The organism is Naasia aerilata (assembly GCF_030296595.1).
Lineage (GTDB): Bacteria > Actinomycetota > Actinomycetes > Actinomycetales > Microbacteriaceae > Naasia > Naasia aerilata.
On sequence record NZ_AP027731.1, the window covers coordinates 2191966 to 2216135 of the forward strand.

General features: G+C 70.9%; 23 protein-coding genes, 2 tRNA genes and 3 pseudogenes. 10 read left to right on the forward strand and 18 right to left on the reverse strand.

The genetic code is table 11. The features are described from left to right. Positions 1-62: 62 nt before the first annotated feature. Positions 63-647 (forward strand): DUF4352 domain-containing protein, encoded by a 585-nt coding sequence (locus tag QUE51_RS11430; protein WP_286276523.1) that lies wholly within the window; start codon positions 63-65, stop codon positions 645-647. A gap of 25 nt (positions 648-672) precedes the next feature. Here the strand turns inward: QUE51_RS11430 and QUE51_RS11435 are convergent. Beyond that, positions 673-748 (reverse strand) — tRNA-His (locus tag QUE51_RS11435). Between the two features lie 40 nt (positions 749-788). Further along, positions 789-1409, reverse strand: a complete 621-nt coding sequence (gene orn, locus QUE51_RS11440; protein WP_286276524.1) for an oligoribonuclease — start codon at positions 1407-1409, stop codon at positions 789-791. A gap of 56 nt (positions 1410-1465) precedes the next feature. On the opposite strand from orn, the gene QUE51_RS11445 reads away from it, so the two are divergent. After that, positions 1466-1681: an SCO4848 family membrane protein gene (locus tag QUE51_RS11445; protein WP_286276525.1), complete on the forward strand. Its 216-nt coding sequence runs from the start codon at positions 1466-1468 to the stop codon at positions 1679-1681. On the opposite strand, the gene QUE51_RS11450 is transcribed toward QUE51_RS11445, so the two are convergent. Further along, on the reverse strand, positions 1678-2496 hold the full coding sequence (locus QUE51_RS11450; protein WP_286276526.1) for a glycerophosphodiester phosphodiesterase: 819 nt from the start codon (positions 2494-2496) through the stop codon (positions 1678-1680). The two genes, QUE51_RS11445 and QUE51_RS11450, sit on opposite strands and share 4 nt — an antisense overlap. 516 nt (positions 2497-3012) lie before the next feature. Between QUE51_RS11450 and QUE51_RS11455 the strand changes: the two genes are divergently transcribed. Continuing rightward, complete coding sequence (locus QUE51_RS11455) at positions 3013-3288, forward strand: hypothetical protein (protein WP_286276527.1); 276 nt, start codon at positions 3013-3015, stop codon at positions 3286-3288. A gap of 180 nt (positions 3289-3468) precedes the next feature. Here the strand turns inward: QUE51_RS11455 and QUE51_RS11460 are convergent, their stop codons facing one another. After that, a complete protein-coding gene (locus tag QUE51_RS11460; RefSeq protein WP_286276528.1) occupies positions 3469-4719 on the reverse strand; it encodes an MFS transporter in 1251 nt (416 codons plus the stop codon). Positions 4720-4788: 69 nt separating this feature from the next. On the opposite strand from QUE51_RS11460, the gene QUE51_RS11465 reads away from it, so the two are divergent. Further along, on the forward strand, positions 4789-5682 hold the full coding sequence (locus QUE51_RS11465) for a LysR family transcriptional regulator (RefSeq protein WP_286276529.1): 894 nt from the start codon (positions 4789-4791) through the stop codon (positions 5680-5682). Positions 5683-5932: 250 nt separating this feature from the next. Here QUE51_RS11465 and QUE51_RS11470 read toward each other — a convergent pair whose 3' ends face one another. The 8 genes and pseudogenes from QUE51_RS11470 to QUE51_RS11505 form a co-directional block, all read right to left on the reverse strand. Continuing rightward, positions 5933-6355, reverse strand: coding sequence for a hypothetical protein (locus QUE51_RS11470; protein WP_286276530.1), 423 nt, complete (start codon positions 6353-6355; stop codon positions 5933-5935). Positions 6356-6888: 533 nt separating this feature from the next. Then, a tRNA-Arg gene (locus QUE51_RS11475) sits at positions 6889-6961 on the reverse strand. A 47-nt stretch (positions 6962-7008) separates the two neighbouring features. Next, a pseudogene (locus QUE51_RS11480) lies at positions 7009-8234 on the reverse strand (MFS transporter). Next, positions 8231-8665, reverse strand: coding sequence for a MarR family winged helix-turn-helix transcriptional regulator (locus QUE51_RS11485; protein ID WP_286276531.1), 435 nt, complete (start codon positions 8663-8665; stop codon positions 8231-8233). Before QUE51_RS11485 ends, QUE51_RS11480 begins: the two are co-directional and overlap by 4 nt. A gap of 46 nt (positions 8666-8711) precedes the next feature. Next, the gene (locus QUE51_RS11490) at positions 8712-9542 is read right to left on the reverse strand and encodes a hypothetical protein (protein ID WP_286276532.1); all 831 of its coding nucleotides are present in this window, start codon (positions 9540-9542) and stop codon (positions 8712-8714) included. Between the two features lie 25 nt (positions 9543-9567). Beyond that, positions 9568-9798: a hypothetical protein gene (locus QUE51_RS11495; protein ID WP_286276533.1), complete on the reverse strand. Its 231-nt coding sequence runs from the start codon at positions 9796-9798 to the stop codon at positions 9568-9570. A 57-nt stretch (positions 9799-9855) separates the two neighbouring features. Further along, positions 9856-10797: a DMT family transporter gene (locus QUE51_RS11500; RefSeq protein WP_286276534.1), complete on the reverse strand. Its 942-nt coding sequence runs from the start codon at positions 10795-10797 to the stop codon at positions 9856-9858. Continuing rightward, positions 10798-11817, reverse strand: a complete 1020-nt coding sequence (locus tag QUE51_RS11505) for an aldo/keto reductase (RefSeq protein ID WP_286276535.1) — start codon at positions 11815-11817, stop codon at positions 10798-10800. It lies immediately after the preceding gene. 82 nt (positions 11818-11899) lie between these two features. Between QUE51_RS11505 and msrA the strand changes: the two genes are divergently transcribed. From msrA to QUE51_RS11525, 4 genes are all read left to right on the forward strand, one after another. Next, positions 11900-12427, forward strand: a complete 528-nt coding sequence (gene msrA / locus QUE51_RS11510; RefSeq protein ID WP_286276536.1) for a peptide-methionine (S)-S-oxide reductase MsrA — start codon at positions 11900-11902, stop codon at positions 12425-12427. Between the two features lie 149 nt (positions 12428-12576). Further along, complete coding sequence (locus QUE51_RS11515) at positions 12577-13065, forward strand: single-stranded DNA-binding protein (protein ID WP_286276537.1); 489 nt, start codon at positions 12577-12579, stop codon at positions 13063-13065. A 60-nt stretch (positions 13066-13125) separates the two neighbouring features. After that, positions 13126-14808: an energy-dependent translational throttle protein EttA gene (gene ettA / locus QUE51_RS11520; RefSeq protein WP_286276538.1), complete on the forward strand. Its 1683-nt coding sequence runs from the start codon at positions 13126-13128 to the stop codon at positions 14806-14808. Between the two features lie 13 nt (positions 14809-14821). After that, positions 14822-15301, forward strand: a complete 480-nt coding sequence (locus QUE51_RS11525) for an acyl-CoA thioesterase (protein WP_286276539.1) — start codon at positions 14822-14824, stop codon at positions 15299-15301. 14 nt (positions 15302-15315) lie between these two features. Here QUE51_RS11525 and QUE51_RS11530 read toward each other — a convergent pair whose 3' ends face one another. Then, positions 15316-15780: an SRPBCC domain-containing protein gene (locus QUE51_RS11530; RefSeq protein WP_286276540.1), complete on the reverse strand. Its 465-nt coding sequence runs from the start codon at positions 15778-15780 to the stop codon at positions 15316-15318. Positions 15781-15840: 60 nt separating this feature from the next. Continuing rightward, positions 15841-16719 (reverse strand): acyl-CoA thioesterase, encoded by an 879-nt coding sequence (locus QUE51_RS11535; RefSeq protein ID WP_286276541.1) that lies wholly within the window; start codon positions 16717-16719, stop codon positions 15841-15843. 66 nt (positions 16720-16785) lie between these two features. Between QUE51_RS11535 and QUE51_RS11540 the strand changes: the two genes are divergently transcribed. After that, entirely contained in the window at positions 16786-17466 is a 681-nt protein-coding gene (locus QUE51_RS11540) for a DUF8185 domain-containing protein (protein ID WP_286276542.1), read from the forward strand. Positions 17467-17623: 157 nt separating this feature from the next. Here QUE51_RS11540 and QUE51_RS11545 read toward each other — a convergent pair whose 3' ends face one another. The 3 genes and pseudogenes from QUE51_RS11545 to QUE51_RS11555 all read right to left on the reverse strand — a co-directional run bounded on the left by QUE51_RS11545 (position 17624) and on the right by QUE51_RS11555 (position 20929). After that, the gene (locus QUE51_RS11545) at positions 17624-19273 is read right to left on the reverse strand and encodes an FAD-binding dehydrogenase (protein ID WP_286276543.1); all 1650 of its coding nucleotides are present in this window, start codon (positions 19271-19273) and stop codon (positions 17624-17626) included. A 191-nt stretch (positions 19274-19464) separates the two neighbouring features. After that, a pseudogene (locus QUE51_RS11550) lies at positions 19465-19865 on the reverse strand (globin). Positions 19866-19903: 38 nt separating this feature from the next. Continuing rightward, on the reverse strand, positions 19904-20929 hold the full coding sequence (locus QUE51_RS11555) for a mechanosensitive ion channel family protein (protein WP_286276544.1): 1026 nt from the start codon (positions 20927-20929) through the stop codon (positions 19904-19906). A 63-nt stretch (positions 20930-20992) separates the two neighbouring features. On the opposite strand from QUE51_RS11555, the gene QUE51_RS11560 reads away from it, so the two are divergent. Continuing rightward, on the forward strand, positions 20993-21415 hold the full coding sequence (locus QUE51_RS11560; protein WP_286276545.1) for a VOC family protein: 423 nt from the start codon (positions 20993-20995) through the stop codon (positions 21413-21415). 185 nt (positions 21416-21600) lie between these two features. Here QUE51_RS11560 and pepN read toward each other — a convergent pair. Continuing rightward, positions 21601-24143, reverse strand: a pseudogene (gene pepN / locus QUE51_RS11565) (aminopeptidase N). Positions 24144-24170 lie beyond the last annotated feature (27 nt).

A 24170-nucleotide genomic window follows, 5' to 3' on the forward strand; every position in this document is an offset into this window, starting at 1 on the left:
CGCACGGGCCGTGGGTCCGAGTTCCCTTCCAGGCCTGGCGGCACGATGCGATGCTTCGCCGCGTGAAGCGAATCCCGATCATCGCCGCGCTGGCCCTCGCCCTCTCTCTCGCCGGCTGCGCCGGCACCTCCTCCGGAACCTCCGCCACCTCGCCGGAGCCGGCGGCGGCCGGCGGGGCCGGCTCGACCCCGTCCGACGCCTCCGATTCCGATCCCGGGTCGCACTCCGCGTCCGACTCGGGCGCGGCGGCGCAGGAGCTGCAGCTCGGTCAGCCGTTCGAGGTGAAGCAGTCCCAGGGCACGGTGCAGATGACGGTCTTCAGTGCGACCTACGGCCCGACCATGCCCGGCGGCGATCTCATCCCCGCGGAGAAGGGAGGATTCCTGGTCCTCGACGTGGAGTTCCTGGCGACCGAGGGAGTGGGCGACGCGAACCCGTTCTACCTGGCCGTGAAGAGCGCGGACGGTCAGGACGGCGAGGCCGGGCTGGGCGCGCCGGACGCGCTGTCCGCGGGTCCTCTGCAGACGGGGGAGTCGTCGAGGGGCAACGTCGCCTTCGACGTCGGGGCCGGGCCGTTCACGCTGATCGTCACCGACGACATGTCGGCGAACCCGGTCGCGTACAGCCTCACCGCTTCCCCGAGATGAGGTCGCGCCTCGGGAGACGAGATATTGGGGTGGACGACGGGACTTGAACCCGCGACTTCCGGCACCACAAGCCAGCGCTCTACCAACTGAGCTACGCCCACCATGACCCACGCGACTCGGCCGCGCGGACGATCCATCTTATTACAGGCGGGAGGCGAAGTCTTCGACGACGGCGGCGGAGACGGCCTGCACCTGCTCGGTCGTCGGTCCGGGCGGCGCGACGAAGGCCGCCTTGCGGTAGTACTCGAGCTCGCGGATCGACTCGAGGATGTCCGCGAGCGCGCGGTGGCCGCCTGCCTTCTGAGGTGCGTTGAAGTAGATGCGGGGGAACCAGCGGCGGGCGAGCTCCTTGATGGAGGAGACGTCGACGCTGCGGTAGTGCAGCCAGCCGTCCACGCGTGGCATGTACTTGTTGAGGAACGCCCGATCGGTGCCGATGGTGTTGCCGGCGAGGGGCGCCTGACCCGAGGTGGGGACGAAGCGCTGGATGTACTCCAGGACCCGGAACTCCGCATCCGCGAGGCTGACGCCGCGGGGGATCTCGTCGATCAGACCGGAGGAGGTGTGCATCGTCGTGACGACCTCGCTCATGTTGTCGAGCGCGGACTGGTCGGGGCGGATCACAATCGAGAGGCCCGGGTCGACCGGCTGCAGCTCGTAGTCGGTGATGACCACGGCTACTTCGACGAGCTCATCGACGGTCAGGTCCAGCCCCGTCATCTCGCAGTCGATCCAGACCAGTCGTTCGGAGCCGTTCGCCACCCGACGAGTCTAGTCAGCGGCTCCGACGGCCGTTCGGGGGTGCCTAGGCTGAGGCGGTGACCACCACCCTCGCCGTGTTCCTGCTCCTCAACGCGGTGTGGAACGTCGTCGTGTGGCCCGCCTTCTTCCGGCGGATCGCCCGCGATCCGCGCGCCCGGGACGCGTCGGGACGGCGCACCCGCTTCTTCACCGTCCACGCCGTCCTCATCGGCGTCTCGCTGCTGCTCGCGGCGGTCTCGCTCGTCTTCGGGCTGATCGGGCTGTTCTCCTAGACCGGAGCGAGACCGTCCGTGCTCGCGGCGACGGGCCGGCGCAGGAGGGCCTCGCGGAGCTCGCCCGGCCGGTTGGTGGTGATCTCGCGCACGCCGACGTCGAGACAGAACTCGAGGTCCTCCACGGTGTCCACCGTCCAGACCCGGACGACGGAGCCGCGGTCGAGCCACTGGCGCACGCGATCGGGGTCCCGCTTCACCCACTGGAGCCACGGGCCGGCCTGCGCGGTGCCCGTGTCGAGCAGGGCCAGCGCATCGGGCTCGTGGTCCTCCTCGGGCTCCGTGAGCAGCATCACGCGCGCCAGAGGCACCGCCGTCATCAGCGCGGCCACGGTGGGCACATCGAAGCACTGCAGGGAGATCTGGATCCGGCCCAGCTGCCCGGACTCCGGGTTCCAGCCGGCGGCGGAGAGGATGCCGAGCACCGCGTCGAGGAGGCCATGATCGGGGCTCGCGACGGCCTTGAGCTCGATCGCGAGCAGCAGGGGGCGCCCGGCAGCCAGGGAGAGGTCGAGCAGTCCGGACAGGGTCATCAGCTGGCGAGCCGGATCGCCGTGGGAGGCGGGGACGCTCCGGCCCTGCAGGAGGTCCAGGCCGGCGAGTTCCGCGAGAGGCCAGTCGGCGACCGCGCCGGTCGAGCTGGTCGTGCGGTCGACGGTGTCGTCGTGCCAGCACACCACTGCGCCGTCGGCGGTGAGGCGCACGTCGCATTCGATGCCGTCGGCGCCCTCGTTCAGGGCTTCCTGGAACGCCGCGCGCGTGTGCTCCGGATAGCGGGCGCTCGAGCCGCGGTGGGCGATCAGCCGGAAGTCCATGACGGGCTCCTCGAGGTCATAGGACGAGTAGGCATTGCCCCGGCGAACGCAGGGTTACGCGCGCGTGTCGGGGGAGCGACTCCAGGTCGGAATTTCGGTTCAGCGGGTGCCAGATCGGGATCATCCTCGATGGAGTCCGAGGGCTTCTCCGCTCGCCGCGCCGCTCTCGTCTCGAGCCCGAGTCCCCGCCGTCACACCTCTGTGCGGCGGGGCTCAGGAAGACGGGGGCCTCGAGCCACCCGAAAGTCCGAGGCCCCCGTGAAACGGCGGTCGCGTGCCACCCGCGCGAGAACCGCCGATCCACCCTAGCGGCGGATCGGGGTGCCCCGTTCGCCCCAAAATCGACGCCCCCAAGGGTCTCCTCCAGTGCTGGCCGCGCGCGAATATGCCCTGTTCAGGGCGCGAAACAGAGCCCGCCGACCCTTCGGTATCCCGTGATCGTGGTCGGTTGACCGATCCGTTTGCGTGCGGGCCGCTCGCCGCGCCAATATGTCCCCAGCGCGAAAGGTCACCCGAATGCCAGACGACAGCAACCCCACCCGCGACGACGCCGTGCGGCTCGTGACCGCGGTCCTCGCCGAAGGCCCGGAATCGGACCTCGCCGTCGACATCGCGACTGACGCCATCGAGACGCATCCGCCTGTCGAGTTCGCGGTCGACGTCGCCGACATCGCGGCCACATCCCTGCAGCATCTGGCCGAGGCCGAGGGCGCTTCCAAGGAGCAGCTCCTTCAGGAGATCACGGACCGCAGGACCGGAGCCGACCTCGGGCGTCCCCTCAGCAGCCGCTGAAGGACGCCTCACGGATCGCTGCCAGCGCCCCGGAGCGGGCGGCCCTGCTCTGGGCGATGGCGCCACAGATGATTGAAAAGCTCAGGGCGCCGTCTCGAAATGAGGCTCCGGGGGTTCGCCTCACCGAGATCTGAGAAGCCTGCGCAGCGGGCGTCTCGAAACAGGGCCCCCGGGTCCAGGTCACCGCGCGATGCTCGGCCCGTCCGCGCCACGCGGCCAGATCCGCCGAAGGATGGGCACCAGCCCGGGCAGGGCGACGGCCCCTGTCACCAGCACGGTGCCCGCTCCCGCCAGAAGCGCAGCCGGCGGCCCCATGGACTGCGCCACCAGCCCGCCCAGCGCCGCCCCGGCCGGCACGGCCGCCGAGGCGAGCACGCGCGTCACCGACGTCGCGCGCCCGAGCAGCTCCCGCGGGATCACCGCCTGTCGGGCGCTCACGCTGAGGATGTTCCACGCCATGATGGCGAACCCGTCGAGAGCGATCAGGGGAGCCGCGACCCAGCCAGTCGGCGCGGAGGCGAGGCCGAGCATCGCCGCGGCGCTCAATGTGACGGTGACCGTGGCGGTGGTGGCGGCGCCGGTCACCGCGATCAGCCGGAGCGTGAGGAAGGTGGCCGACAGGGAGCCGACGGCGGCCGCGGACAGCAGCAGCCCGACCCCGCTCGCGCCGGCGTGCAGCGTCTGCACTGCGTACACGACGGCGATGCCCGTGTAGGCGCCGTACGACAGGTTCCAGCCGCCGATGAGCAGTGCGGTGGAGCGGAGGAGCCCGGTGGAGGCCACGGTGCGAAGGCCCGCCCACCAGCTCATCAGGAAGCCCTCGGTGCGCACAGCCTGGCTTCGCTCCACCTCGGACGCCCGCGGCAGACGCAGCGCGAGCACGGCGGCGAGGACCAGCAGTGCCGCGTTGATCAGAACCGGGAGGGCCGCGGCGATGGCGAAGAGGATGCCGCCGAGCGCTCGGCCGACGAAGTCCTCCGCCGCGCTCTGGCCCGCTTGGAGCCGCGCGTTGGCGCGAGCCAGCTCCCGCGTGGGCACGATCCTCGGCAGCAGTGCCGTGGCGGCCGGGTCGGCGAGCGCCTCGCACGTCCCGTACACGAGTGCAGTGACCCAGAGCCAGGGCAGGGATGCCTGGGAGAGCACGACGACTCCGGCCAGCGCGAGGAGCGTGAGCGCGCGCACGACATGAGTGCCGACCAGGAGGCGCGGGATCCGGACCCGGTCCGCGATCGTGCCGGCGAACGAGCCGAACACGATGGCAGGCAGGTATCCGGCCGCGACGACCGAGGCGACGAGTGCAGGGCTGTCCACCGTTCGCACGGCGAGAAGAGGGAGGGCGACGAGCCGGATGCCGTCGCCCAGGCTCGTGGCGGTCGCCGCCGACCAGAGGAGCCGGAAGGCTCCCGAGCTCGTCCCTCGCCCTCCGGTCACCTCTTCGACGCTAGGCACGGCCGCGATGCGGGGGAAATGCCGGTTCTGCCCTTGTCATAACCTGGGCGCATGACGATCGGCGTCCGGCATCTGCAGGTGTTCGCCGCGGTGGCCCGCACGCTGAACCTCACCCGGGCGGCCGGCGAGCTCCACCTGAGTCAGCCGGCGGTTTCGCGAACGCTGCAGGAGCTCGAGCAGCACCTGGGAGCGCCGCTCGTCGTCCGCTCGCCCCGCGGAGTGGAGCTCACCGAGGAGGGACGGGATGCGCTCGCCCAAGCCCGGGCGGCCCTCGCCGCCGTGGACGCGGCGCTCCTGCCGCTCGCCCAGCGCCGACGCGGCCTCCTCATCGGCCACGCGTGGGCCGCGCTCGGTGCGCACACCGCGGAGGTGCTCCAGTCCTGGCGTGCGGTTCGACCCGACGTGCCGGTCGAGCTGCGACGCATCGACGAGCGTCTGGCGGGTCTCGACGAGCGCCGCGTGGACGCGAGCATCGTCCGCGGGGTGCGCGCGGAGCCGGGCGTGCAGCTGCGCCACCTCTGCGACGAGCGGCGGATGGCGGCGTTGCCCGCCGGGCACCGCCTCGCCGGGCGCGCGGAGGTTTCGCTCGCGGACCTGACGGAGGACACCCTCATCCACAACACGGTCTCGGGTACCACGTCGCTGAGCCTGTGGGAGGGGCAGCGGGGCCCGCGGTCGGTCACCCCCGTCCGGAACACGGACGACTGGGCGGCCGCCATCGCCGCCGAGTCCGGCGTCGGCGTCACGACCGAGGCGACCAGGGTGATGTATCCGCATCCGGGGATCGCGTACGTGCCCCTGCTCGACGCGCCCGCAGTCCCGGTGGCGCTGGCCTGGCGCGATCCCGCGCCGGTCGGCGTTCAGGAGTTCGCCCGGTTCCTCGAGGACGCGCTCGGCTCAGTCGCATCCTCACAGAGCAGCGGGAGCGCGGCGTCCGCCTTGTGAGGCGCTCGTCAGTGCCCCATCTCGAGGAGCACCTCGGCCGGGTCTGAGGAGAGGAACCGCGCTCGATAGCGGTCGCCGACCCGCGGTATCGCCGTCCTCGGGACCACGGTCTGCGTTCGCCGCTCGACTTCGGGACCACCGCGATCCGGCTTGATGCGGACCGTGATCGACACCACGGGGTCGTCACCGATCGTGATGCCGGTGTCCTCGACCGCCGTGACCGTACCCTCGCCGCTCTCGCCGCCGGTCGTCAGCCGGGCGAGCGCTGCTCGCCGGGCCGCGGCCTGAGGGCGGATCCAGAGCCAGAAACCGACCTGGAGGAGGCCGAGAAGGAACCAGCCGATCCCGAAGTAGAGGGGAAGGCGCCCATGTCCTGGCTCAGTCCGCCCACAACCGAGCCGGCGCCCAGGGCGAGGCAGGTGAGCGCGAAGGCGAGGAAGCCTGCCCCGATGAAGGAGGAGAGAACGGCGAGGGCGATGCCCGCGACCACGGCCGCCGTGTAGAGCGGAACTGCGGGGTTGCAGGGTGCCGCACTGGTCCCGTCGCAGCCGGGCGACGAGAAGAGTCCCGCGATCCCGGCGCCCATCGCCGCCGCCGACAGAACTGCCACGAGAATGCCGACGACCCTGCGCCGCCGCGTCCCGCGGTCGGCGGAGGAACTGCCACCACTCATGCCAGCAGTCTGCTGATCCCGCTTCCGCCGGTGCAACTCAACGGGCACGGGGCGCGGCAGCAATGTGATGAAGCGGCCGTCTGCGAGGCCGGCTTCTTCTGTGCCCCGAGCAGGACTCGAACCTCGGCGCAAGCGTGCGCCGTGGGCCCACTGCGAGAGCCAGCTTCTCGATCTGTGCCCCGAGCAATCCCCGGCGCAAGCGTGCGCCGTGGGCCCACTGCGCGAACAGCTTCTCGATCTGCTCCCGGCACAGCAGAAGCCGACCATCTGCGATGGCCAGCTTCTGCTGTGCCCCGAGCAGGACTCGATCCCCGGCGCAAGCATGCGCCGTGGGCCCACTGCGCGAACAGCTTCTCGATCTACCCGAGACACAAGGAGAAGGAGCCATCCACGGACGGCCCCTTCTCCTTGTGCCCCGAGCAGGACTCGATCCCCGGCGCAAGCATGCGCCGTGGGCCCACTGCGCGAACAGCTTCTCGATCTACCCGAGACACAAGGAGAAGGAGCCATCCACGGACGGCCCCTTCTCCTTGTGCCCCGAGCAGGACTCGAACCTGCAACCTACGGATTAGAAGGCCGTTGCTCTATCCATTGAGCTATCGGGGCGGCCGGGCAATTCTATGGCTCGGCCTTTCCGCGAGCCGCCCGACGCATCAGGCGTCGCCGAGAGCGATCGCCTGCGCCTCGATGACCGCGGGCTCCCGCTCGCCGTTCACCCGGGCGAGAGCGCGCACGCCGAGCACCGAGATGAGCGTCGCCGCGAGCACCGCGGCACCCGCCACGAAGTACGGGGTGGAAGCTGCGACCGTGTCGGCGAGGATTGTCGCGAGCGGCGGAGCGACGGCGCCGCCGATGAAGCGCACCGCCGAGTACGACGAGGACGCGACAGCGCGCGGAAGATCCGTCGCCTCCATCACGCTCTCCGTCAGCACGGTGTTGAGCACGCCGAGGATGAGGCCGCCGACGACCACCGCGATGACCAGGGCCACCTGGCTGTAGACGAACAGCCCGGCGGTGATCAGGTCGAGCGCGAGCAGGGGAGGGCGGTGCTGATCACGGCGGTGCGGGCGAAGCGGCGGGTGAGCAGCGGGGCGACCCACACCGAGGTGATGGCGAGGCCGAGTCCCCAGCCGAAGAACGTCAGGCCGATTCCGATCGCGGTGAAGCCGAGGGGGAACGGCGTGTAGGCGAGCAGGATGAAGAAGCCCACGTTGTAGAGGAACGCGGTCGCCGCGAGCACCGCGAGGGCCGGCTGGCGGAGTGCCGTGAAGGGTGCGGAGAGCCGGACCGGCTTGGGGCGGTCGATCTCGGGACCGCGCAGGAGGACGACGATCGCGAGGAAGCCGATCGCCATGAGGACGGCGGTGCCGAAGAACGGCCCGCGCCAGCTGACCGTGCCGAGGAGACCGCCGAGCAGCGGGCCGACCGCGATGCCGAGTCCCAGGGCGGCCTCGTACAGGATGATCGCCGCGCTGCTGCCGCCGCTGGCGGCGCCCACGATGGTGGCGAGCGCCGTCGAGATGAACAGGGCGTTGCCGAGCCCCCAGCCCGCGCGGAAGCCGATGACCGCCTCGACGCTGCCGCTGATGGCGGCGAGGAACGCGAAGACGACGATCAGCCCGAGCCCGATCAGCAGCGTCTTCTTGGCACCGATACGCGACGAGATGAAGCTGGTGATGAGCATCGCGAGCCCGGTGATGAGCAGGTAGCTCGTGAAGAGCAGCTCAGCCTGCGTGGGCGTCGCCTCGAGGTCCGCCGCGATGCTGGGCAGGATCGGGTCGACGAGGCCGATGCCCATGAAGGCCACGACGCACGCGAAGGCGACCGCCCAGACCTGCCGGGGCTGCTTGAAGATGCTTCCCGTGGTGGCTCCGCTCATGCGGCCACCGCCTCGAGGCTGGTGCGCTCCTGGAGGATCCGGGCCGCCTTGGCGAGGGTGTCGAACTCGTCCGCGGTCAGGCCCTGGAAGTAGGGCGCCGCGGCGTCCGCGAGGCGGTCCCGCCACGCCTCGAGCGCCCGCTGCCCCTTGGCCGTCGTGGCGATGAGCCAGGCGCGGGAGTCCTCAACGTCGGCGATGCGGCGGATGTAGTCGTCGCCGGCGAGGTTCGCCACGAGCTTGCTCATGGTGGGCTGGGCGACGCGGCTCGCGACCGCGAGCTCGCCGAGGCGCATGGGGCCGTCGGCATGGAGGATCGAAAGTGTGCGCCAGACGGCGGGGGAGGTCTGGTCGCCCGTGGCTTGGGCCGCGATGCGGGTGAGATGGTGCGCCGACGTGATCAGCGACGCGAGAGTGGTACGCGAATCGTTCACGTTGGTTAACCATACGCCGATGTATAGCCGAGCTATGCACCTTCGCTCAGGGCGAAGCGGGAGCCCTCAGGAGCACGGCGCTCGGGAAACCGGGAGAGGTCAGACCTCGCCGGATGCCCGCCCTGCCGCGGCAACGGCGCGGAAGTCGGTGTCCGTCGGCCGCTCGACGCCGGGCTCGGTGTGCGACAGCGGCGACCGGAACGACCGGACCGGCGGCACGGCGGTGGTCTCGCTCATCGCGAGCGGGACGCTGCTCCCCGTTACCTGCTGCGGGCCGGAAGCCCTCTGGGCTGCGGCCGCCGCATCGTCGCGCCGTGCGAACGGCGACGCCGCGGTCGCCTCGACCCCAGGCGTCCAGTCGTCGCCCTGGTCCTGCAGGCGGCGATCCTCTGCCTGCCAGCGCGAGAGGTCGCGCTCGAACGTCTTGCGCGCCCGCCGGGGAGCGGTGCCACTCCAGCAGGCGGTCGCGGAAGGTGGCGAGCGGCGTCTCGAACTCGAGGGAGAACGCCGCGGACGCGCGGCGCAGCGACGCGATCTCGTAGGACGCCCAGTCGGCTGCGAGCAGCGCGCCTGGCGCGGGCAGGAGTCTGAGCGCGATGTCGGCCTCGGCGGCGGAGCGCTCGATCAGGGTGCGCTCGCTCGGCGAGGAGGAGCTCCACATGGAGGCCTGGCGGGCGACGTCGACCAGCAGGCCGATCACCGCGCCACGGGCCTCCCGATCGCGGCGGGCCAGCACGCGGCTGACGCTGCGGCGCGCGATCCCGGCGGCCAGCAGCCCGGCCACGAGGATCGCGACGAAGGGCACGACGCCGCCGAGCAGCACCAGCCGGCCGTCGTCCGTCTGGAGCCAGCCGGCCAGGTTCTCCCACCACTGCATGGCAGGGACTATAGGCCGCGCTCGGTCAGCCGAAGCGGAGGCAGTCCACCGCGTCGCCGAATGAGCGGAACTCGCCGAGGGGCAGGAAGGACCGGCCGCTCGAGGCGAGGCGCTTGGCGCCGTACCGCTCGCCGGGCAGCTGCTCGACGTAGCCGAGCACGGCGCCGGAGCTGCGGGTGATGCGCCACAGGCCGTTGTTCAGCTGCACGAACGCGATGCCGGTGCCGCGGGCCGCGACGGGGAGAGTGATCGACATGGTCTGCTCCTCGCTTTCGGCAGCCGGCCCTGCCCTGGTGGATGGTGTGCCCCGAGGCTACGGGCGACCTCCGACAGCGCTTCCCGGCACGATCGCGAGGTCGGCGTCCACCGGCGTGGGACGGGCCGTCTGTGCGACGACGATGCCCGCCAGGACAACCGCGGCTCCTGCGGTCTGCGGCAGGCTCAGCGCCTCGCCGAGCCAGAGCCACGCGACGGCGAAGGCGAAGACCACCTCGGCGGCGGCCAGGATCCCGGCCCGTGTCGCCCCGAGCCGGCGGATCGCGAGATAGCTGAGCGCGTAGGGCGCGAAGGAGCCCATGGCGATCACCCAGACCAGGCCGAGCCAGAGGGGAACGGATGCCCCGTCGCCGAGAACCAGCGGTGCGCCGAGGGTGGCGGGTGAGACCTCCCACCAGGCGCTCGGGAGCGCCCAGAATGCCGCCGCGAAGAGCATGGACCAGAACGCGATGACGAGCGGCGGCGCGCTGGCGACCCCGCGCTCGCCGAGGAGGAAGTACACCGCGAGTGCCGCCGCCGCCGCGAGCGCCGCGAGGACCCCGACGGCATCGAGCGGAGCGGCGCCCACCTGGGCCACGATCGCGAGCCCGCCGACGACGAGCACGATGGCCACCCACAGCTGCGGCCGGACGCGCTCCTTGAGCACGAGCCAGGCGACGAGGGCGACGAGGGGAACCGCGAGGTACTCCAGCAGCAGCGCGATCCCGACGGGCAGGAGGTCGATCGCCACCGCGTAGAGCCACTGGACGGCGGCGACTCCCACGAGGCCGAGCAGGGCGCAGCCGAGCAGGGTCCGCGGGCGCAGCCGAAGGGCCCGCCGGTCGCTCACCAGCACAACCGCGCCGGCGAGGAGAGCGGCGCCCAGGCAGCGGAAGAAGGTCAGCTGGCCGGCGGTGACGCCGCCCTGCAGGACCAGCTTGGCGACGCTGCCGTTCGCGCCGAAGAGGAGAGCCGAGAGCAGGCCGTAGAGGTAGCCCACTCAGCGAAGCGCGGTGCCGTGGACGGCGTGCGGCTCGATCTCGGCGATCTCGTCGTCGGTGAGGGCGGGCGCGTCGAGGGCGCCGAGGTTCTGATCCAGCTGGGCGACGCTCGAGGCGCCGATCAGGGCGGACGTGATCGCCGGCTGGCGCAGCACCCACGCGAGCGCGAGCTGCGCGAGCGTCTGACCACGGCCCTTGGCGATGGCGTCGAGCGCCCGCGCCCGCTCCAGGTAGGTGTCATCGATCCGGTCGGCGGACAGGAACTGGCTGGTGGCGGCACGCGAATCCGCGGGGATGTCGCCGCTCAGGTAGCGGTCGGTGAGCAGTCCCTGCGCGAGCGGGGAGAACACGATCGCGCCGATGCCGTGCTCCTCGAGCACCGGGAACAAACCCTCCTCGATGTGCCGGTCGAACATGGAGTACCGGGGCTGGTGGATGAGCAGGGGCACCTTGAGGTCGTCGAGGACGTCGGCGATGCGGGCGGTCTGCTCGGGGTCGTAGTTGGAGACGCCCGCGTAGAGCGCCTTGCCGCTCGTGACGGCGGAGGCGAGCGCGCCCGCAGTCTCCTCGATCGGCGTCTGGGGGTCGGGACGGTGGTGGTAGAAGATGTCGACGTACTCGAGGCCCATCCGGCCGAGGCTTGCATCGAGGGAGGAGAGCAGGTACTTCCGCGAGCCCCACTCCCCGTAGGGGCCGGGGTGCATGTAGTACCCGGCCTTGGTCGAGATGATGAGCTCGTCGCGGAACGGACGGAAGTCCCGGGCGAAGAGCGTGCCGAAGTTGCGCTCCGCCGATCCCGGGGGCGGCCCGTAGTTGTTGGCCAGGTCGAAGTGGGTGATGCCGCGGTCGAAGGCTCGGCGCAGGATCGCACGCTGCGTCTCGAGGCCGCGCTCGTCACCGAAGTTGTGCCAGAGGCCCAGCGAGACCGGCGGAAGCAGCAGCCCGCTCCGGCCTGTGCGACGGTAGTCGAGGACGGAGTAGCGGTCGTCGGCGGGGGTGTAGTTCGGCTCAGCGCTCACCGCATCAGCCTAGGGAATGGGCAACCCGCCGAAGGTGTTCGATCTAGTGCGGCTTGTGCCGTGCGGAGAAAGAGGAGAAGTGATGGAGACGTTCGTACTCGCCGGTGGATGCTTCTGGTGTCTCGACGCGGTGTACCGCGACCTCAAGGGCGTGTCCGAGGTCGTGTCCGGGTACACCGGCGGCACCGTGGCGGCACCCAGCTATGAGGCGGTCTGCACCGGCCGGACCGGCCACGCCGAGGCGGTGGCGGTGACCTTCGACCCCGACGTGATCCCGCGCGAGGTGATCCTCGACGTGTTCTTCACCCTGCACGACCCCCGTCAGCTGAACCGGCAGGGCAACGACGTCGGAACCCAGTACCGGTCGGCCATGTTCTACGCGAACGAGGAGCAGAAGGCGCTCTTCGAGGCGGCAGCGGCTCGTGCCGCGGGCTGGTGGGACGGCGAGATCGTCACCGAGATCGCTCCCCTCGGCGCGTATTACGACGCGGAGGACTACCACCAGGACTTCTTCGCCAAGAACCCGAACCAGGGCTACTGCCTCGCGGTCGCGGTCCCCAAGGTGAACAAGGTCCGCAAGAGCTACGCGGAGTACATCAAGGCCGCGTAGTCCCTGCACATCCGAAGGCCCGGTCCCGTTTCGCACGGGGCCGGGCCTTCGCGCTTTCCGCACCCCCGTGCTCCTGCACGCTCTCCTCGACCGGGGCGGTCTCGCCGGCACCGAAGCCGCCCCGGCTCCCACCTACGAGAAGGAGCAGGATGAGCGACATCACCGCCACCGCCGTCGGCGTCGTGGCCAAGGACCCGAACCACGTGCACACGTCGGAGGGGTTCGACGTGGCGAGCTTCCGGATGGCGGTCACCCCGCGGCGGTACGACGCCAAGGCGAGCACCTGGATCGACGGCGACACCAGCTGGGTCACCGTGAAGGCGTTCCGGAAGCTGGGCGCCCACGTCGCCGCGTCGCTGCACAAGGGCGACCGGGTGCTCGTGCACGGCAAGCTGGCCGTCCGCGACTGGGACGACGGCAAGGGCAGGACGGGCACCTCCGTCGAGATCACGGCCGAGGCGATCGGACCGGATCTGCTCTGGGGGACCGCCGCCTACACGTCCGATCGCCGCCTCGAGTCGTCCGCCACGGAACCCCGCCCGGCGCCCGCCGAGGACGGCGCGGAGCCGGCGGATGCGCCCGGCGACTGGGGCGCGATGGCCGCGGCGTCGGCTCCGGGCGAGGACCTGCCCTTCTAGCCTCTTCGCCGGGGGCGGACAGCGCAGGAGGGGAGGGCCGCCCCAAATAGGATGGAGCCCATGGCCGAATACATTTACTCGATGGTCCGCGCCCGCAAGGCGCACGGCGACAAGGTGATCCTCGACGACGTGACGATGGCCTTCCTGCCCGGCGCGAAGATCGGCGTGGTCGGCCCGAACGGCGCCGGGAAGTCGACCATCCTGCGGATCATGGCCGGCCTCGACCAGCCCAGCAACGGCGAGGCGCGGCTCTCGCCCGGCTACACCGTCGGCATCCTCGAGCAGGAGCCGCAGCTGGACGAGAGCGCCACGGTGCTCGAGAACGTCCAGATGGGCGTCGCCGAGACCAAGGCGAAGGTCGACCGCTTCAACGAGATCAGCGCGGCGCTCGCCGACCCGGACGCCGACTTCGACAAGCTCCTCGGCGAGATGGGCACTCTGCAGGAGGAGATCGACGCGCTCGACGCGTGGGATCTCGACTCCCAGCTGGAGCAGGCCATGGACGCCCTCCGCACCCCGCCGGGCGACGCGTCGGTCGCGAACCTGTCCGGTGGTGAGAAGCGCCGCGTCGCGCTCTGCCGCCTGCTGCTGCAGAAGCCCGACCTGCTGCTCCTCGACGAGCCCACCAACCACCTCGACGCCGAGAGCGTGCTCTGGCTCGAGCAGCACCTGTCCAAGTACCCCGGCGCCGTGCTCGCCGTCACGCACGACCGGTACTTCCTCGACAACGTCGCGGAGTGGATCGCCGAGGTCGACCGCGGCCGGCTCTACCCGTATGAGGGCAACTACTCGACCTACCTCGAGAAGAAGGGCGAGCGCCTCAAGGTCCAGGGCAAGAAGGACGCGAAGCTCGCGAAGCGCCTCGCCGACGAGCTCGACTGGGTCCGCTCCAACGCGAAGGGCCGCCAGGCCAAGTCGAAGGCCCGTCTTGCCCGGTACGAGGAGATGGTGACGGAGGCCGAGCGCACGAGGAAGCTCGACTTCGAGGAGATCCAGATCCCGGTCGGTCCCCGCCTCGGCAGCCAGGTGATCGACGCGAAGAAGCTCGAGAAGGGCTTCGAGGGGCGCACGCTCATCGACGGGCTCTCGTTCACCCTGCCCCGCAACGGCATCGTCGGCGTCATCGGCCCGAACGGCGTCGGCAAGACCACCCTGTTCAAGACCATCGTCGGGCTTGAGCCCCTCGACGGCGGCGAGCTGAAGGTCGGCGAGACGGTCGACATCTCCTACGTCGACCAGAGCCGCGCCGGCATCGATCCCAAGAAGACGCTGTGGGAGGTCGTGTCCGAGGGCCTCGACTACATCCAGGTCGGCAAGACCGAGATCCCGTCCCGCGCGTACGTGTCCACGTTCGGCTTCAAGGGCCCCGACCAGCAGAAGCCCGCCGGAGTGCTCTCCGGCGGGGAGCGCAACCGGCTCAACCTGGCGCTGACGCTCAAGCAGGGCGGCAACCTGCTCCTGCTCGACGAGCCGACCAACGACCTCGATGTCGAGACGCTCTCGAGCCTCGAGAACGCCCTGCTCGAGTTCCCCGGCTGCGCGGTGGTCATCACCCACGACCGGTGGTTCCTCGACCGCATCGCGACGCACATCCTCGCCTACGAGGGCACCGAGGAGAACCCGGCGAACTGGTACTGGTTCGAGGGCAACTTCGAAGCGTACGAGCAGAACAAGATCGAGCGCCTCGGCCCCGAGGCCGCCCGCCCGCACCGCTCCGCGTACCGCAAGCTCACCCGCAACTGAGCGGGGCGGACGCGTGAGACTGCACATTCCCATCCGGCTGCGCTGGTCGGACCTCGACGCGTACGCGCACGTCAACAACGCCGAGATGCTCCGCATCCTGGAGGAGGCGCGCATCCAGGCCTTCTGGTCGCTGGACGCGGCGGACGAGTCGAACGGGGACGGGCCTTCCACCGCCGTCCTCGACGTGCGGCCGGGTGCCGCAGCCCTGACTCTCATCGCGCACCAGGAGATGGAGTACCTGCTGCCGATCCCGTACATGCGGTCCCCGCTCGACATCGAGCTGTGGATCGGGAGGCTCGGCGGCGCGAGCCTCCAGGTCTCGTACGAGATCTACTCGCCCGAGGGGATCGAGCCGCGCCTGCTGTACGGGCGCGCATCGACGACCGTCGTCATGGTCGACGCCGCAACGGGACGCCCCCTGCGGATCGGCGACCGCGAGCGCGAGGCGTGGGCACCCTACGTCGAGGAGCCCGTCGCCTTCACCCGACGCTGAACGTCAGTCGAGCATCACACCCGGGTCCTGCTCGATGAGGCCGGCCAGCCGGTCGAGCGACTCCCGCCAGCCCTTCTCGTTGTCCTCGGCGGTGACGCCGGACGGCACCCCTCGTGAACCGCCACGAGCTCGGTGCCGCCGTCCGCCTCGGTCAGCGTGAAGGTGATCCTCATGACCCCGAGGAACGCCGGGTCGTCGGACTCGAACTCGTCCTCCTCGACGACCAGCCGCGGCGGATCGAGGCGGACGAAGCGGCCCGAGTAGGTGTCCGTGTGCCGACTGCTCTTCCCCGCGGGGTCGGGAGTGTCGTAGGTGAGTGAGACCCGGATCCGCCCGCCCTCGCGCGGTTCGAACTCGTGCACCTCGGACGTCATCGAGGCGGGGACGCGCCAGGCCGCGATCGCGGCCGGGCTGACCAGGGCGTCGTACACGCGCTGAGGGCTCGCGAGGAGGTGGCGGCGGACGCTGGTGGTGGTCACTCTTCGATCCTGGCCCACCGGCCCGCCTGCGTCACCCCGCAGTTCCCGCGAGAGCGACCCTCAGTCGGCTTCGCGGCTCGGCACCCGGATCATGCCCTCCTGGGCGACGCTCGCGACGAGGTGGCCGGCCCGATCCCAGATGCGCCCCTGCGCGAGGCCGCGACCGCCGCCGGCGCTCGGCGACTCCTGCGTGTAGAGCAGCCAGTCGTCGACCCGCGCGAAGCGGTGCCACCACATCGCGTGGTCGAGGCTCGCCATCTTGAGCCCGGGGGTCACCCAGGAGATGCCGTGCCGACGCTGGATCGATTCGAGGATCGTGTAGTCGCTGGCGTAGGCGAGCGCGGCGCGGTGCAGGTTGGGGTCGTCCGGGAGCCTTCCGATCGCCTTGAACCACACCGCCTGGTGCGCGACTCGCTCGCTCTGCACGGACGTGTAGATCGGCGACGGCACGTGCCGCATGTCGAAGGGCCGCGTCTGGGCCCAGTGCCGGGCGATGGGGTGGTCGATCTTCGCGAGGACGTCGGCGGCGCTCGGCAGATCCTCGGGGTCGGGGATGCCGTCCGGCGGCTCCGCCTGGTGATCGAGGCCCGGGTTCTCCGTCTGGAACGAGGCGATCATCGAGAGGATGGGCTCGCCGTGCTGATAGGCCTGCGTCCGGCGCGTGGAGAACGACCTGCCGTCGTGGATGCGGTCGACGGAGAAGGTGATGGGGTGCTCGACGTCGCCCGGGCGGAGGAAGTACCCGTGCATCGAGTGCACGACGCGGTCCGCGTCCAGGGTGCGCACGGCCGCGAGCAGCGACTGGGCGAGGACCTGGCCGCCGAACACGCGGCCGTTGGGGCTCCACTGCGAGGGGCCGGTGAAGATGTCCTCGCTCGTGCGCGCACCGGTGTCGGTAAGATCGAGGGCGGCGAGCAGGGATTCGAGCGGATCGGTCATCGTGAGGCTCCTGACGGCGGCGCTCGCGGCGGGTGCGAGCCGTCCGGTCAGTTAGTTTAGAAGCCCGTGGACCGCTCAATCCTCCTTGCCGACTCCCTCGCGCTCGGCGACCTCATCACCTACCTGGGTCGCGCCGGGAGGGTCGAGGACGGCTCCGTCCGCCTCATCGCGGGCTCCGGCGTGCTGGCCGTGTACACCGCGATCCTGTATCCGGCGGGGATCCTCGACAACGGTCCCACCGTGCTGGGCCTTCGGACGGCGGCGCTCACGGATCGCACGGAGTTCGACGCCGTGGTTCCGGTGCGGTCGCTGCTCGACCGGCTGACGCGCGCGCAGCAGGCGGCCACCGAGGGCGCGGCGCCGCCGATCGCGGTGCCGACCGAGGTGAGCACCGTGACCTGGGCCGGGATCTCCCCGCCACGGGGCGGGTGGAAGCAGGTGGGGAGCACGACGGCCGGGACGCTCGAGAGGGCTGGGCGCGAGGGCATCGACGCCGTGGCCAACGCGCTTCCGGAGGGCACGGGGGAGCAGATCGTCCGGCGGGTCCGGGCGGAGGTCTGGAACACGCCGCTGCCCGACCTCGAGCACGTGCCGGCCGGCGCGGGCTTCGCGGCCGTCACGCTCGGCTTCGTCGGCGCCGAGCCGGACGAGACGATCCCCATCTACGAGGCGGGCGCCTGGACGCGTCTCACGTCCTCCCGTGGCCACGTCGTGGTTCGCCGCCGCTCCTGGTCCCTCCTCGGCTGACCGGCCGGGACCTTTTCGACCCCGCCTCTTTGCGCGGATCAGGAAATCACGCGCGGGTCAGGAACCCCGTCGGTTTTCGCATGCGGTTCAGGACGACCGGCGGCGTGTCGCGGGGCTTTTCCTGATCCGCGCAGACCACCGCCCCGGGTTGTGCGACTCAGACGCTCCGCGCGACCGATCGTCCCGCGACGCGGCCGCTGAAGAGGCAGCCGCCGAGGAAGGTGCCCTCCAGCGAGCGGTAGCCGTGCATCCCGCCGCCGCCGAAGCCGCTGACCTCGCCGGCCGCCCAGAGCCCGGGCACCACCTCGCCGTCGGTGCCGAGTGCGCGGCCGCTGAGGTCGGTCTCGATGCCACCGAGCGACTTGCGGGTCAGGACGTGCAGCTTCACCGCATGCAGCGGACCTGCCTTCGGGTCGAGCAGGCGGTGCAGCGGCGCGACACGGATCAGCCGGTCGCCCGCGTATCGCCGCGCGCCGCGGATCGCCGTGATCTGCGCGTCCTTCGAGAACTTGTTGTCGACCTCCCGGTCGCGGGCGAGGACCTCGCGTTCCGCCTGCCTGCGGTCGAGCGCTCCGCCGGAGAGCGCCTCCATCCGGTCGAGGAGGGTCGACAGATCCGGCGCGGACACGAAGTCGGCGCCCTGGTCGAGAAAGGCCTGGACGGGTGGCGCGGCGCCCTTCCGGACGCGACCGGCCACGAGCCGCAGGTCCTTCCCCGTGAGGTCGGGATTCTGCTCGCTGCCCGACAGAGCGAACTCTTTCTCGATGATCCGCTGGGTGAGCACGAACCAGCTGTGGTCGTGCCCGCCGCGGGTCAGGTGCTCGAGCGTCGCCAGGGTGTCGAAGCCGGGGAAGAGCGGCGCGGGCAGCCGCCTGCCGGTCGAGTCGAGCCAGAGGGACGACGGCCCGGGCAGGATGCGGATGCCGTGCCGAGACCAGACGGGGGAGTGGTTGGCGATGCCCTCGGTGTAGTGCCACATCCGGTCGCCGTTGATGAGGCGGGCGCCCGCCCGCTGGGCGATCTCGAGCCCGCGGCCGTCGACCGACGCGGGGACGCCCGAGAGCATCGAGGTGGGGGCGGCCGCCATCCGGTCCGGCCAGAAGCGGCGGACCAGGTCGTGGTCGCCGCCGATGCCTCCCGTGGTCAGCACGACGGCCGACGCGCGCAGCTCGAAGTCGCCGGTCTCCTCGCGCGAGCTCGGCGCTCCCCGCTCGGCGGGGCTGGGGGCGAGAGTGCGCCCGCGCACGCCCACGACGGTGTCGCCGTCGAGCAGGAGCGCGTCCGCCCGGTGCCGGGACAGGAGCCGGGCGTGGCCCGACTCGATGCCGGCCCGCACCCGGCGCTCGAAGGGGGCGACGACGCCCGGGCCGGTGCCCCACGTCACGTGGAAGCGGGGGACGGAGTTGCCGTGCGCGAGCGCGGTCTGCCCGCCGCGCTCCGCCCAGCCGACGACCGGGAACCAGCGGACGCCCTTGGCGTGCAGCCAGCCGCGCTTCTCGCCGGCCGCGAAGTCGAGGTAGGCCTCGGCCCAGCGCCGCGGCCACCGGTCGTCGTCGCGGTCGAAGCCGGCGGACGCGAACCAGTCCTGGGTCGCCAGGTCGAGTGAGTCCCGGACGCCCAGCCGGCGCTGCTCGGGGGTGTCGATGAGGAACAGGCCGCCGAACGACCACCAGGCCTGACCGCCGAGTGAGGCCTCCGGCTCCTGGTCGACCAGGATCACGCGCTTCCCGGCATCCAGCAGCTCCGCCGCCGCGACAAGCCCGGCGAGTCCCGCGCCCACGATGAGGGCATCCGCCTCGTCCGCCATGCGACTCCTTCGTCGTCTCTGTCTGCCGGGGCGACACTACCGGCAGGCGCCGGGCCGCCGGTCGTCGCGCGGATCAGGTGGACAGGTCCGGGAGACGGCGTGTCGTCCTGAACCGTGTGCGAAACGGGCCGGAGTGCCTGAACCGCGCCGAATCTCCTGATCCGCGCAGATGGGCAAGGGACGCGGCAAGGTCAGTCGTCGAAGGTGTTCACCATCGCGTGCGCCGCGCGCTCCAGGTATGCCCACAGGGTCGCGTCCTGGAGGGGCGGCAGCTGGAGGAGTCCACCGCGGCGCGCATGTGGGTCAGCCAGCGGTCGCGCTGAGCCGGGTTGACCTTGAAGGGCGCGTGCCGCATCCGCAGGCGCGGGTGCCCGTGGGTGTCGCTGTAGGTGGTCGGCCCGCCCCAGTACTGCTCGAGGAACCCGGTGAGCCGCTGGATGGCCGGCTCGAGGTCCTCCTCGGGATAGATGGCGAGCAGGGGCGGGTCGCTCGCGACGCCCCGGTAGAACTCGCGCACGAGCCGCTCGAAGGTGGGCCGGCCGCCGACCTGCTCCCAGAAGTTTCCCTCCATGGCCGGCCCGCCCTGCGACATGCGCAGGGTGACGGGGCTGCTGACGCCCTCGCTGTCGCTCATCGTGCGCCCTCCTCGGGCTTCGGCTTGACCCGCGTCGCCCGGGGCTTCTTGACCGGAGTGGGCGGCGCGATGGTCGTCGGGGCGGCATGGGTCAGGCGGGCACCCTTGACGCTCGAGGCGCCGTCGAACCCGGACAGTACCACCGAGTTGAGTGCGGGCAGCTTGACGCCCATCTCGTCGAGCGCCTCCTTGAGCCGCACCCGCAGCTCCCGCGCCACATCGTCGCGCGCCGAGGTCCTCGTCTTGATCACAAGGCGGATGACGAGCGCCTCCGAGGAGATCGACTCGAGACCCCAGACCTCGGGGCGCTCGAGCACGGCCGGCAGCCAGCGATCCTCGTCGACGAGGTCGTTCGCCGTCTGCAGCATCCGCTCCTGCACGGCGTCGATTTCCGCGTCGTAGGGGACGGCGAGGTCGATGATGACGCGCGCCCAGCCCTGCGACATGTTGCCGACGCGGAGGATCTCGCCGTTCCGCACGTACCAGAGGGTGCCGTTGACGTCCCGGATCTGCGTGGTCCGGATCGCGACGTTCTCGACGACGCCCGTCGCCTGGCCCGTGTCCACGACGTCGCCGACCCCCAGCTGGTCCTCGATGACGAGGAACAGCCCGTTGAGGACGTCGCGGACGATGTTCTGGGCGCCGAAGCCCAGGCCCGCGCCGAGCGCCGCCGTGATCAGGGAGAACGCGCCGGTGATGGCCGGGTTGAGTGCGGTGATGATGAGCAGGACCGCAACCACGACGATGACCACGGTGAAGATGTTGTTGAGGACCGAGCCGAGCGTGCGGGCCCGCTGCACGGTCCGGACGGCGTGCAGGGGACTGGCGCTGAGCGCCTGGGTGTCGGCGACCCGCTGCCGCCGCTTCACGCCGGTGACGATGCGCTCCACGATGCGGCGGACCACGAAGTGCAGGACGATCCGCAGCAGGATCGCCCCGACGATCACCCCCAGGATGTAGATCGGGGTGCCCCAGATGTCCCAGAAGCCCTTCGCCGTCTCCACCACATCCGTCGCACTCATCGCCGGACGATTTTACGGACTCCGTCTGGACGCGCCGTCCAGCCGCGGTCCTACGCTGTCGCCATGACGGACGACACGACGCGCCCCGTGCGCCAGCTACGGCTGGTCGTCGAGGCGGAGGACTGGGAAGAGGCGGTGCGGTTCTACCGCGACGTGCTGGGCATGGCGGAGCAGGAGTCCTACTCCGGCGACGGGGGCGCGGAGGTGATCATCCTCGATGCGGGGCGGGCGACCCTGGAGCTGTCGAACCCCGCGCAGGTGCGGATGATCGACGGGGTGGAGGCAGAGGGGAAGCGCAGCGATCGGCTGCGGGTCGCCCTCGAGGTCGATGACTCAGCGGGCACCACACGACGGCTGGTGGAGGCCGGCGCCGAGCTGATCGCGGAGGCCCGCGAGACGCCGTGGCGCTCGCTGAACTCCCGCCTGCGAGGTCCGGCGAACCTGCAGCTCACCCTCTTCCAGGAGCTCGACCAGGTCGAGGAGTAGGGCGGATGCTCCTCACCCGACCGATGGTTGAGGAACCCTCCTCATCCGATGATTGAGGAGCGCCGCAGGCGCGTCTCGAAATCAGGGCCGTATCTCCGGGTTGATCCCTGGGGAACGGTGGATTTCGAGACGCACGCTGCGCGTGCTCCTCAATCAGCGGGAAGCGGGTAACCGGCAAGCGACCCTTACGCCGCGTCGCGCGCCTGGACGCGCAGCGCGCGCTCCACCCCCGCGAGGTTCTCGATGATGAGCCGCCGCAGCGCCGGGGTCTCCGGGTGCGCCTCGAGCCAGGCCCGGGTCGCGTCCACGAGCGCCTGGTTGGCGAGCGACGCCGGGTAGAAGCCGGTGATGATCCCGGAGGCGATCGCGTAGCTGCGGTTCTCCCAGATGGTGGTGAGGGAGCCGAAGTAGCGCGCGACGAACGGCTCGAGCAGGGAGGGGTCGGAGGCCCGGAGGAAGCCGAGGCCCGTCGAGCGGACGATCAGGTTGGATGCGTTCGTCTCCTCGACGATCGACTTCCACGCGGCTTCCTTGTCCGAGGCGGTGGGCAGCGCCGCGAAGGCGTGGGCGGCCGACTGGCGGCCGGTGGCCGTGTTGTCGCTGGCCAGGGTCGCCTCGATCTGCTCCCGCCCGGCGCGACCTCCCGCGGCGAGGGCGATGAGGAGCTCCCAGCCGAGGTCGGTGTCGATGTCGAGGCCGTCGAGGGCGACCTTCTCGTCGAGCACGGCCTGGACGTTGTCGAGCTGGGTGGGCGTGTGCGCGACGGCGGCGAACGCCTTGAGGAACTGGAACTGGGCGTCCGACCCCGGGGCGGCCTCGTTCGCGAGCGTCCAGAACGCGTCGCCGACCTCCTCGAGCGTCGACTCCCGGCGCTCCGGCGCCACGTACATCGTCGCGGTGGTCTGGACCTGGGCGAGGACCGTGCGCAGCGTCGTCGACTCGGTCTCGGCACCGATGTTGCGGAGCACCAGCTGGACGTAGTCGCGCGCGGCGGTCTCGGCGTCGCGCGTCGAGTCCCAGGCCGAGCCCCACACGAGCGACCGGGCGAGCGGCGACTCGATGGCGGAGAGGAAGTCGATCGCGACGAGGAGCGAGGCGTCGTCGAGGCGGATCTTGGCGTACGCCAGGTCGTCGTCGTTGAGCAGCAGCAGGTCGGGCTTCTTCTCGCCGGCCAGTTCGGCGATCTCGGTGCGCTCCCCGTCGACGTCGAGCTCGAGGCGTCCGTCGCGGACGAGACGCCCCTCCTTGACGTTGTAGAGGCCGACCGCGAGGCGGTGCGGGCGGATCGTCGGCCACTCCGGGGAGCGGTCTGGGTCACCGCGAGGGAGGTGAAGCGGCCGTCCTCGTCGACCTCGAAGTCCGGCCGGAGGGTGTTGACGCCCGCCGTGTTGAGCCACTTCTCGCTCCAGTCGGCGAGGTCGCGGCCGCTCGCGGCCTCCAGCTCGACGAGGAGGTCACGCAGCTCGGTGTTGGAGTACTGGTGCTTCTGGAAGTAGGCGCCGACGCCCTTCAGGAACTCGTCGCGGCCCACCCAGGCGACCAGCTGCTTGAGGACTGAGGCGCCCTTGGCGTAGGTGATGCCGTCGAAGTTGACCTGGACATCCTCGAGGTCGTTGATGGTCGCGACGATCGGGTGGGTGGAGGGCAGCTGATCCTGCCGGTACGCCCAGCCCTTCTCGAGCGCCGCGAACGTGGTCCACGCCTCGTTCCACTCGGTGGCCTCTGCCGTGGCGAGCGTCGAGATGTACTCGGCGAACGACTCGTTGAGCCAGAGGTCGTTCCACCACTTCATGGTCACGAGGTCGCCGAACCACATGTGCGCGAGCTCATGCAGGATCGTGACGACCCGGCGCTCCCGCACCGCATCCGTGACCTTCGAGCGGAACACGTAGCTCTCGGTGAAGGTGACAGCGCCCGCGTTCTCCATGGCGCCCGCATTGAACTCGGGCACGAACAGCTGGTCGTACTTCTCGAAGGGGTACGGGAAGTCGAAGATCGACTCGTAGAACTCGAAGCCCTGCCGCGTCTTCTCGACGATGTAGTCGGTGTCGAGGTACTGGGCGAGCGAGGCGCGGGAGAAGACGCCGAGCGGGATGACCCGGCCATCCGAGGAGGTCAGCTCGCTGCGCTCGACCGCATAGGGACCCGCGATGAGCGCGGTGATGTAGCTGGAGATGACGGGCGTCGGCGGGAACTCCCAGCGCGCGAGGCCGTCACCCGCGGGCGTCGGCTCCGGCGTGGTCACGTTGGAGACGACCTGCCAGTTCTCGGGCGCGGTGACCGTGAACTGGAACGTGGCCTTGAGGTCGGGCTGCTCGAAGACCGCATACATGCGGCGGGAGTCGGGCACCTCGAACTGCGAGTACAGGTACACCTCGTCGTCGACCGGGTCGACGAAGCGGTGCAGGCCCTCACCGGTGTTGGTGTAGATCGCGTCGGCGTCGACGCGGAGCTCGTTCTCGGCCGCCAGGCCGTCGAGCTGGATGCGGACGCCGTCGCTCACCTGGGCCGGGTCGAGCTCGCGGCCGTTGAGGGTCACCGAATGGACGGTGCGCGTGATGGCGTCGATGAACGTCGACGCGCCCTCCTTCGCGGCGAAGCGCACCGTGGTGATGCTGCGGAAGACCTCCGGCCCGGTGGCGAGGTCGAGCTCGACGGCGTAGTCGTGCACGTCGAGGAGCGCGGCGCGCTCCTGTGCCTCGGCGCGGGTGAGGTTCTCTCCTGGCATGGGTCCGTCCTTCAGATCGGTGGGTCT

Coding starts and splice junctions, on each gene's coding strand:
- QUE51_RS11450 (WP_286276526.1), bottom strand. CDS start 2,496: ATGGACTTCCGGCTGATCGCCCACCGCGGCTCGAGCGCCCGCTATCCG.
- QUE51_RS11455 (WP_286276527.1), top strand. CDS start 3,013: ATGCCAGACGACAGCAACCCCACCCGCGACGACGCCGTGCGGCTCGTG.
- QUE51_RS11465 (WP_286276529.1), top strand. CDS start 4,789: ATGACGATCGGCGTCCGGCATCTGCAGGTGTTCGCCGCGGTGGCCCGC.
- QUE51_RS11470 (WP_286276530.1), bottom strand. CDS start 6,355: ATGAGTGGTGGCAGTTCCTCCGCCGACCGCGGGACGCGGCGGCGCAGG.
- QUE51_RS11490 (WP_286276532.1), bottom strand. CDS start 9,542: ATGCAGTGGTGGGAGAACCTGGCCGGCTGGCTCCAGACGGACGACGGC.
- QUE51_RS11495 (WP_286276533.1), bottom strand. CDS start 9,798: ATGTCGATCACTCTCCCCGTCGCGGCCCGCGGCACCGGCATCGCGTTC.
- msrA (WP_286276536.1), top strand. CDS start 11,900: ATGGAGACGTTCGTACTCGCCGGTGGATGCTTCTGGTGTCTCGACGCG.
- QUE51_RS11515 (WP_286276537.1), top strand. CDS start 12,577: ATGAGCGACATCACCGCCACCGCCGTCGGCGTCGTGGCCAAGGACCCG.
- ettA (WP_286276538.1), top strand. CDS start 13,126: ATGGCCGAATACATTTACTCGATGGTCCGCGCCCGCAAGGCGCACGGC.
- QUE51_RS11535 (WP_286276541.1), bottom strand. CDS start 16,719: ATGACCGATCCGCTCGAATCCCTGCTCGCCGCCCTCGATCTTACCGAC.
- QUE51_RS11545 (WP_286276543.1), bottom strand. CDS start 19,273: ATGGCGGACGAGGCGGATGCCCTCATCGTGGGCGCGGGACTCGCCGGG.
- QUE51_RS11555 (WP_286276544.1), bottom strand. CDS start 20,929: ATGAGTGCGACGGATGTGGTGGAGACGGCGAAGGGCTTCTGGGACATC.
- QUE51_RS11560 (WP_286276545.1), top strand. CDS start 20,993: ATGACGGACGACACGACGCGCCCCGTGCGCCAGCTACGGCTGGTCGTC.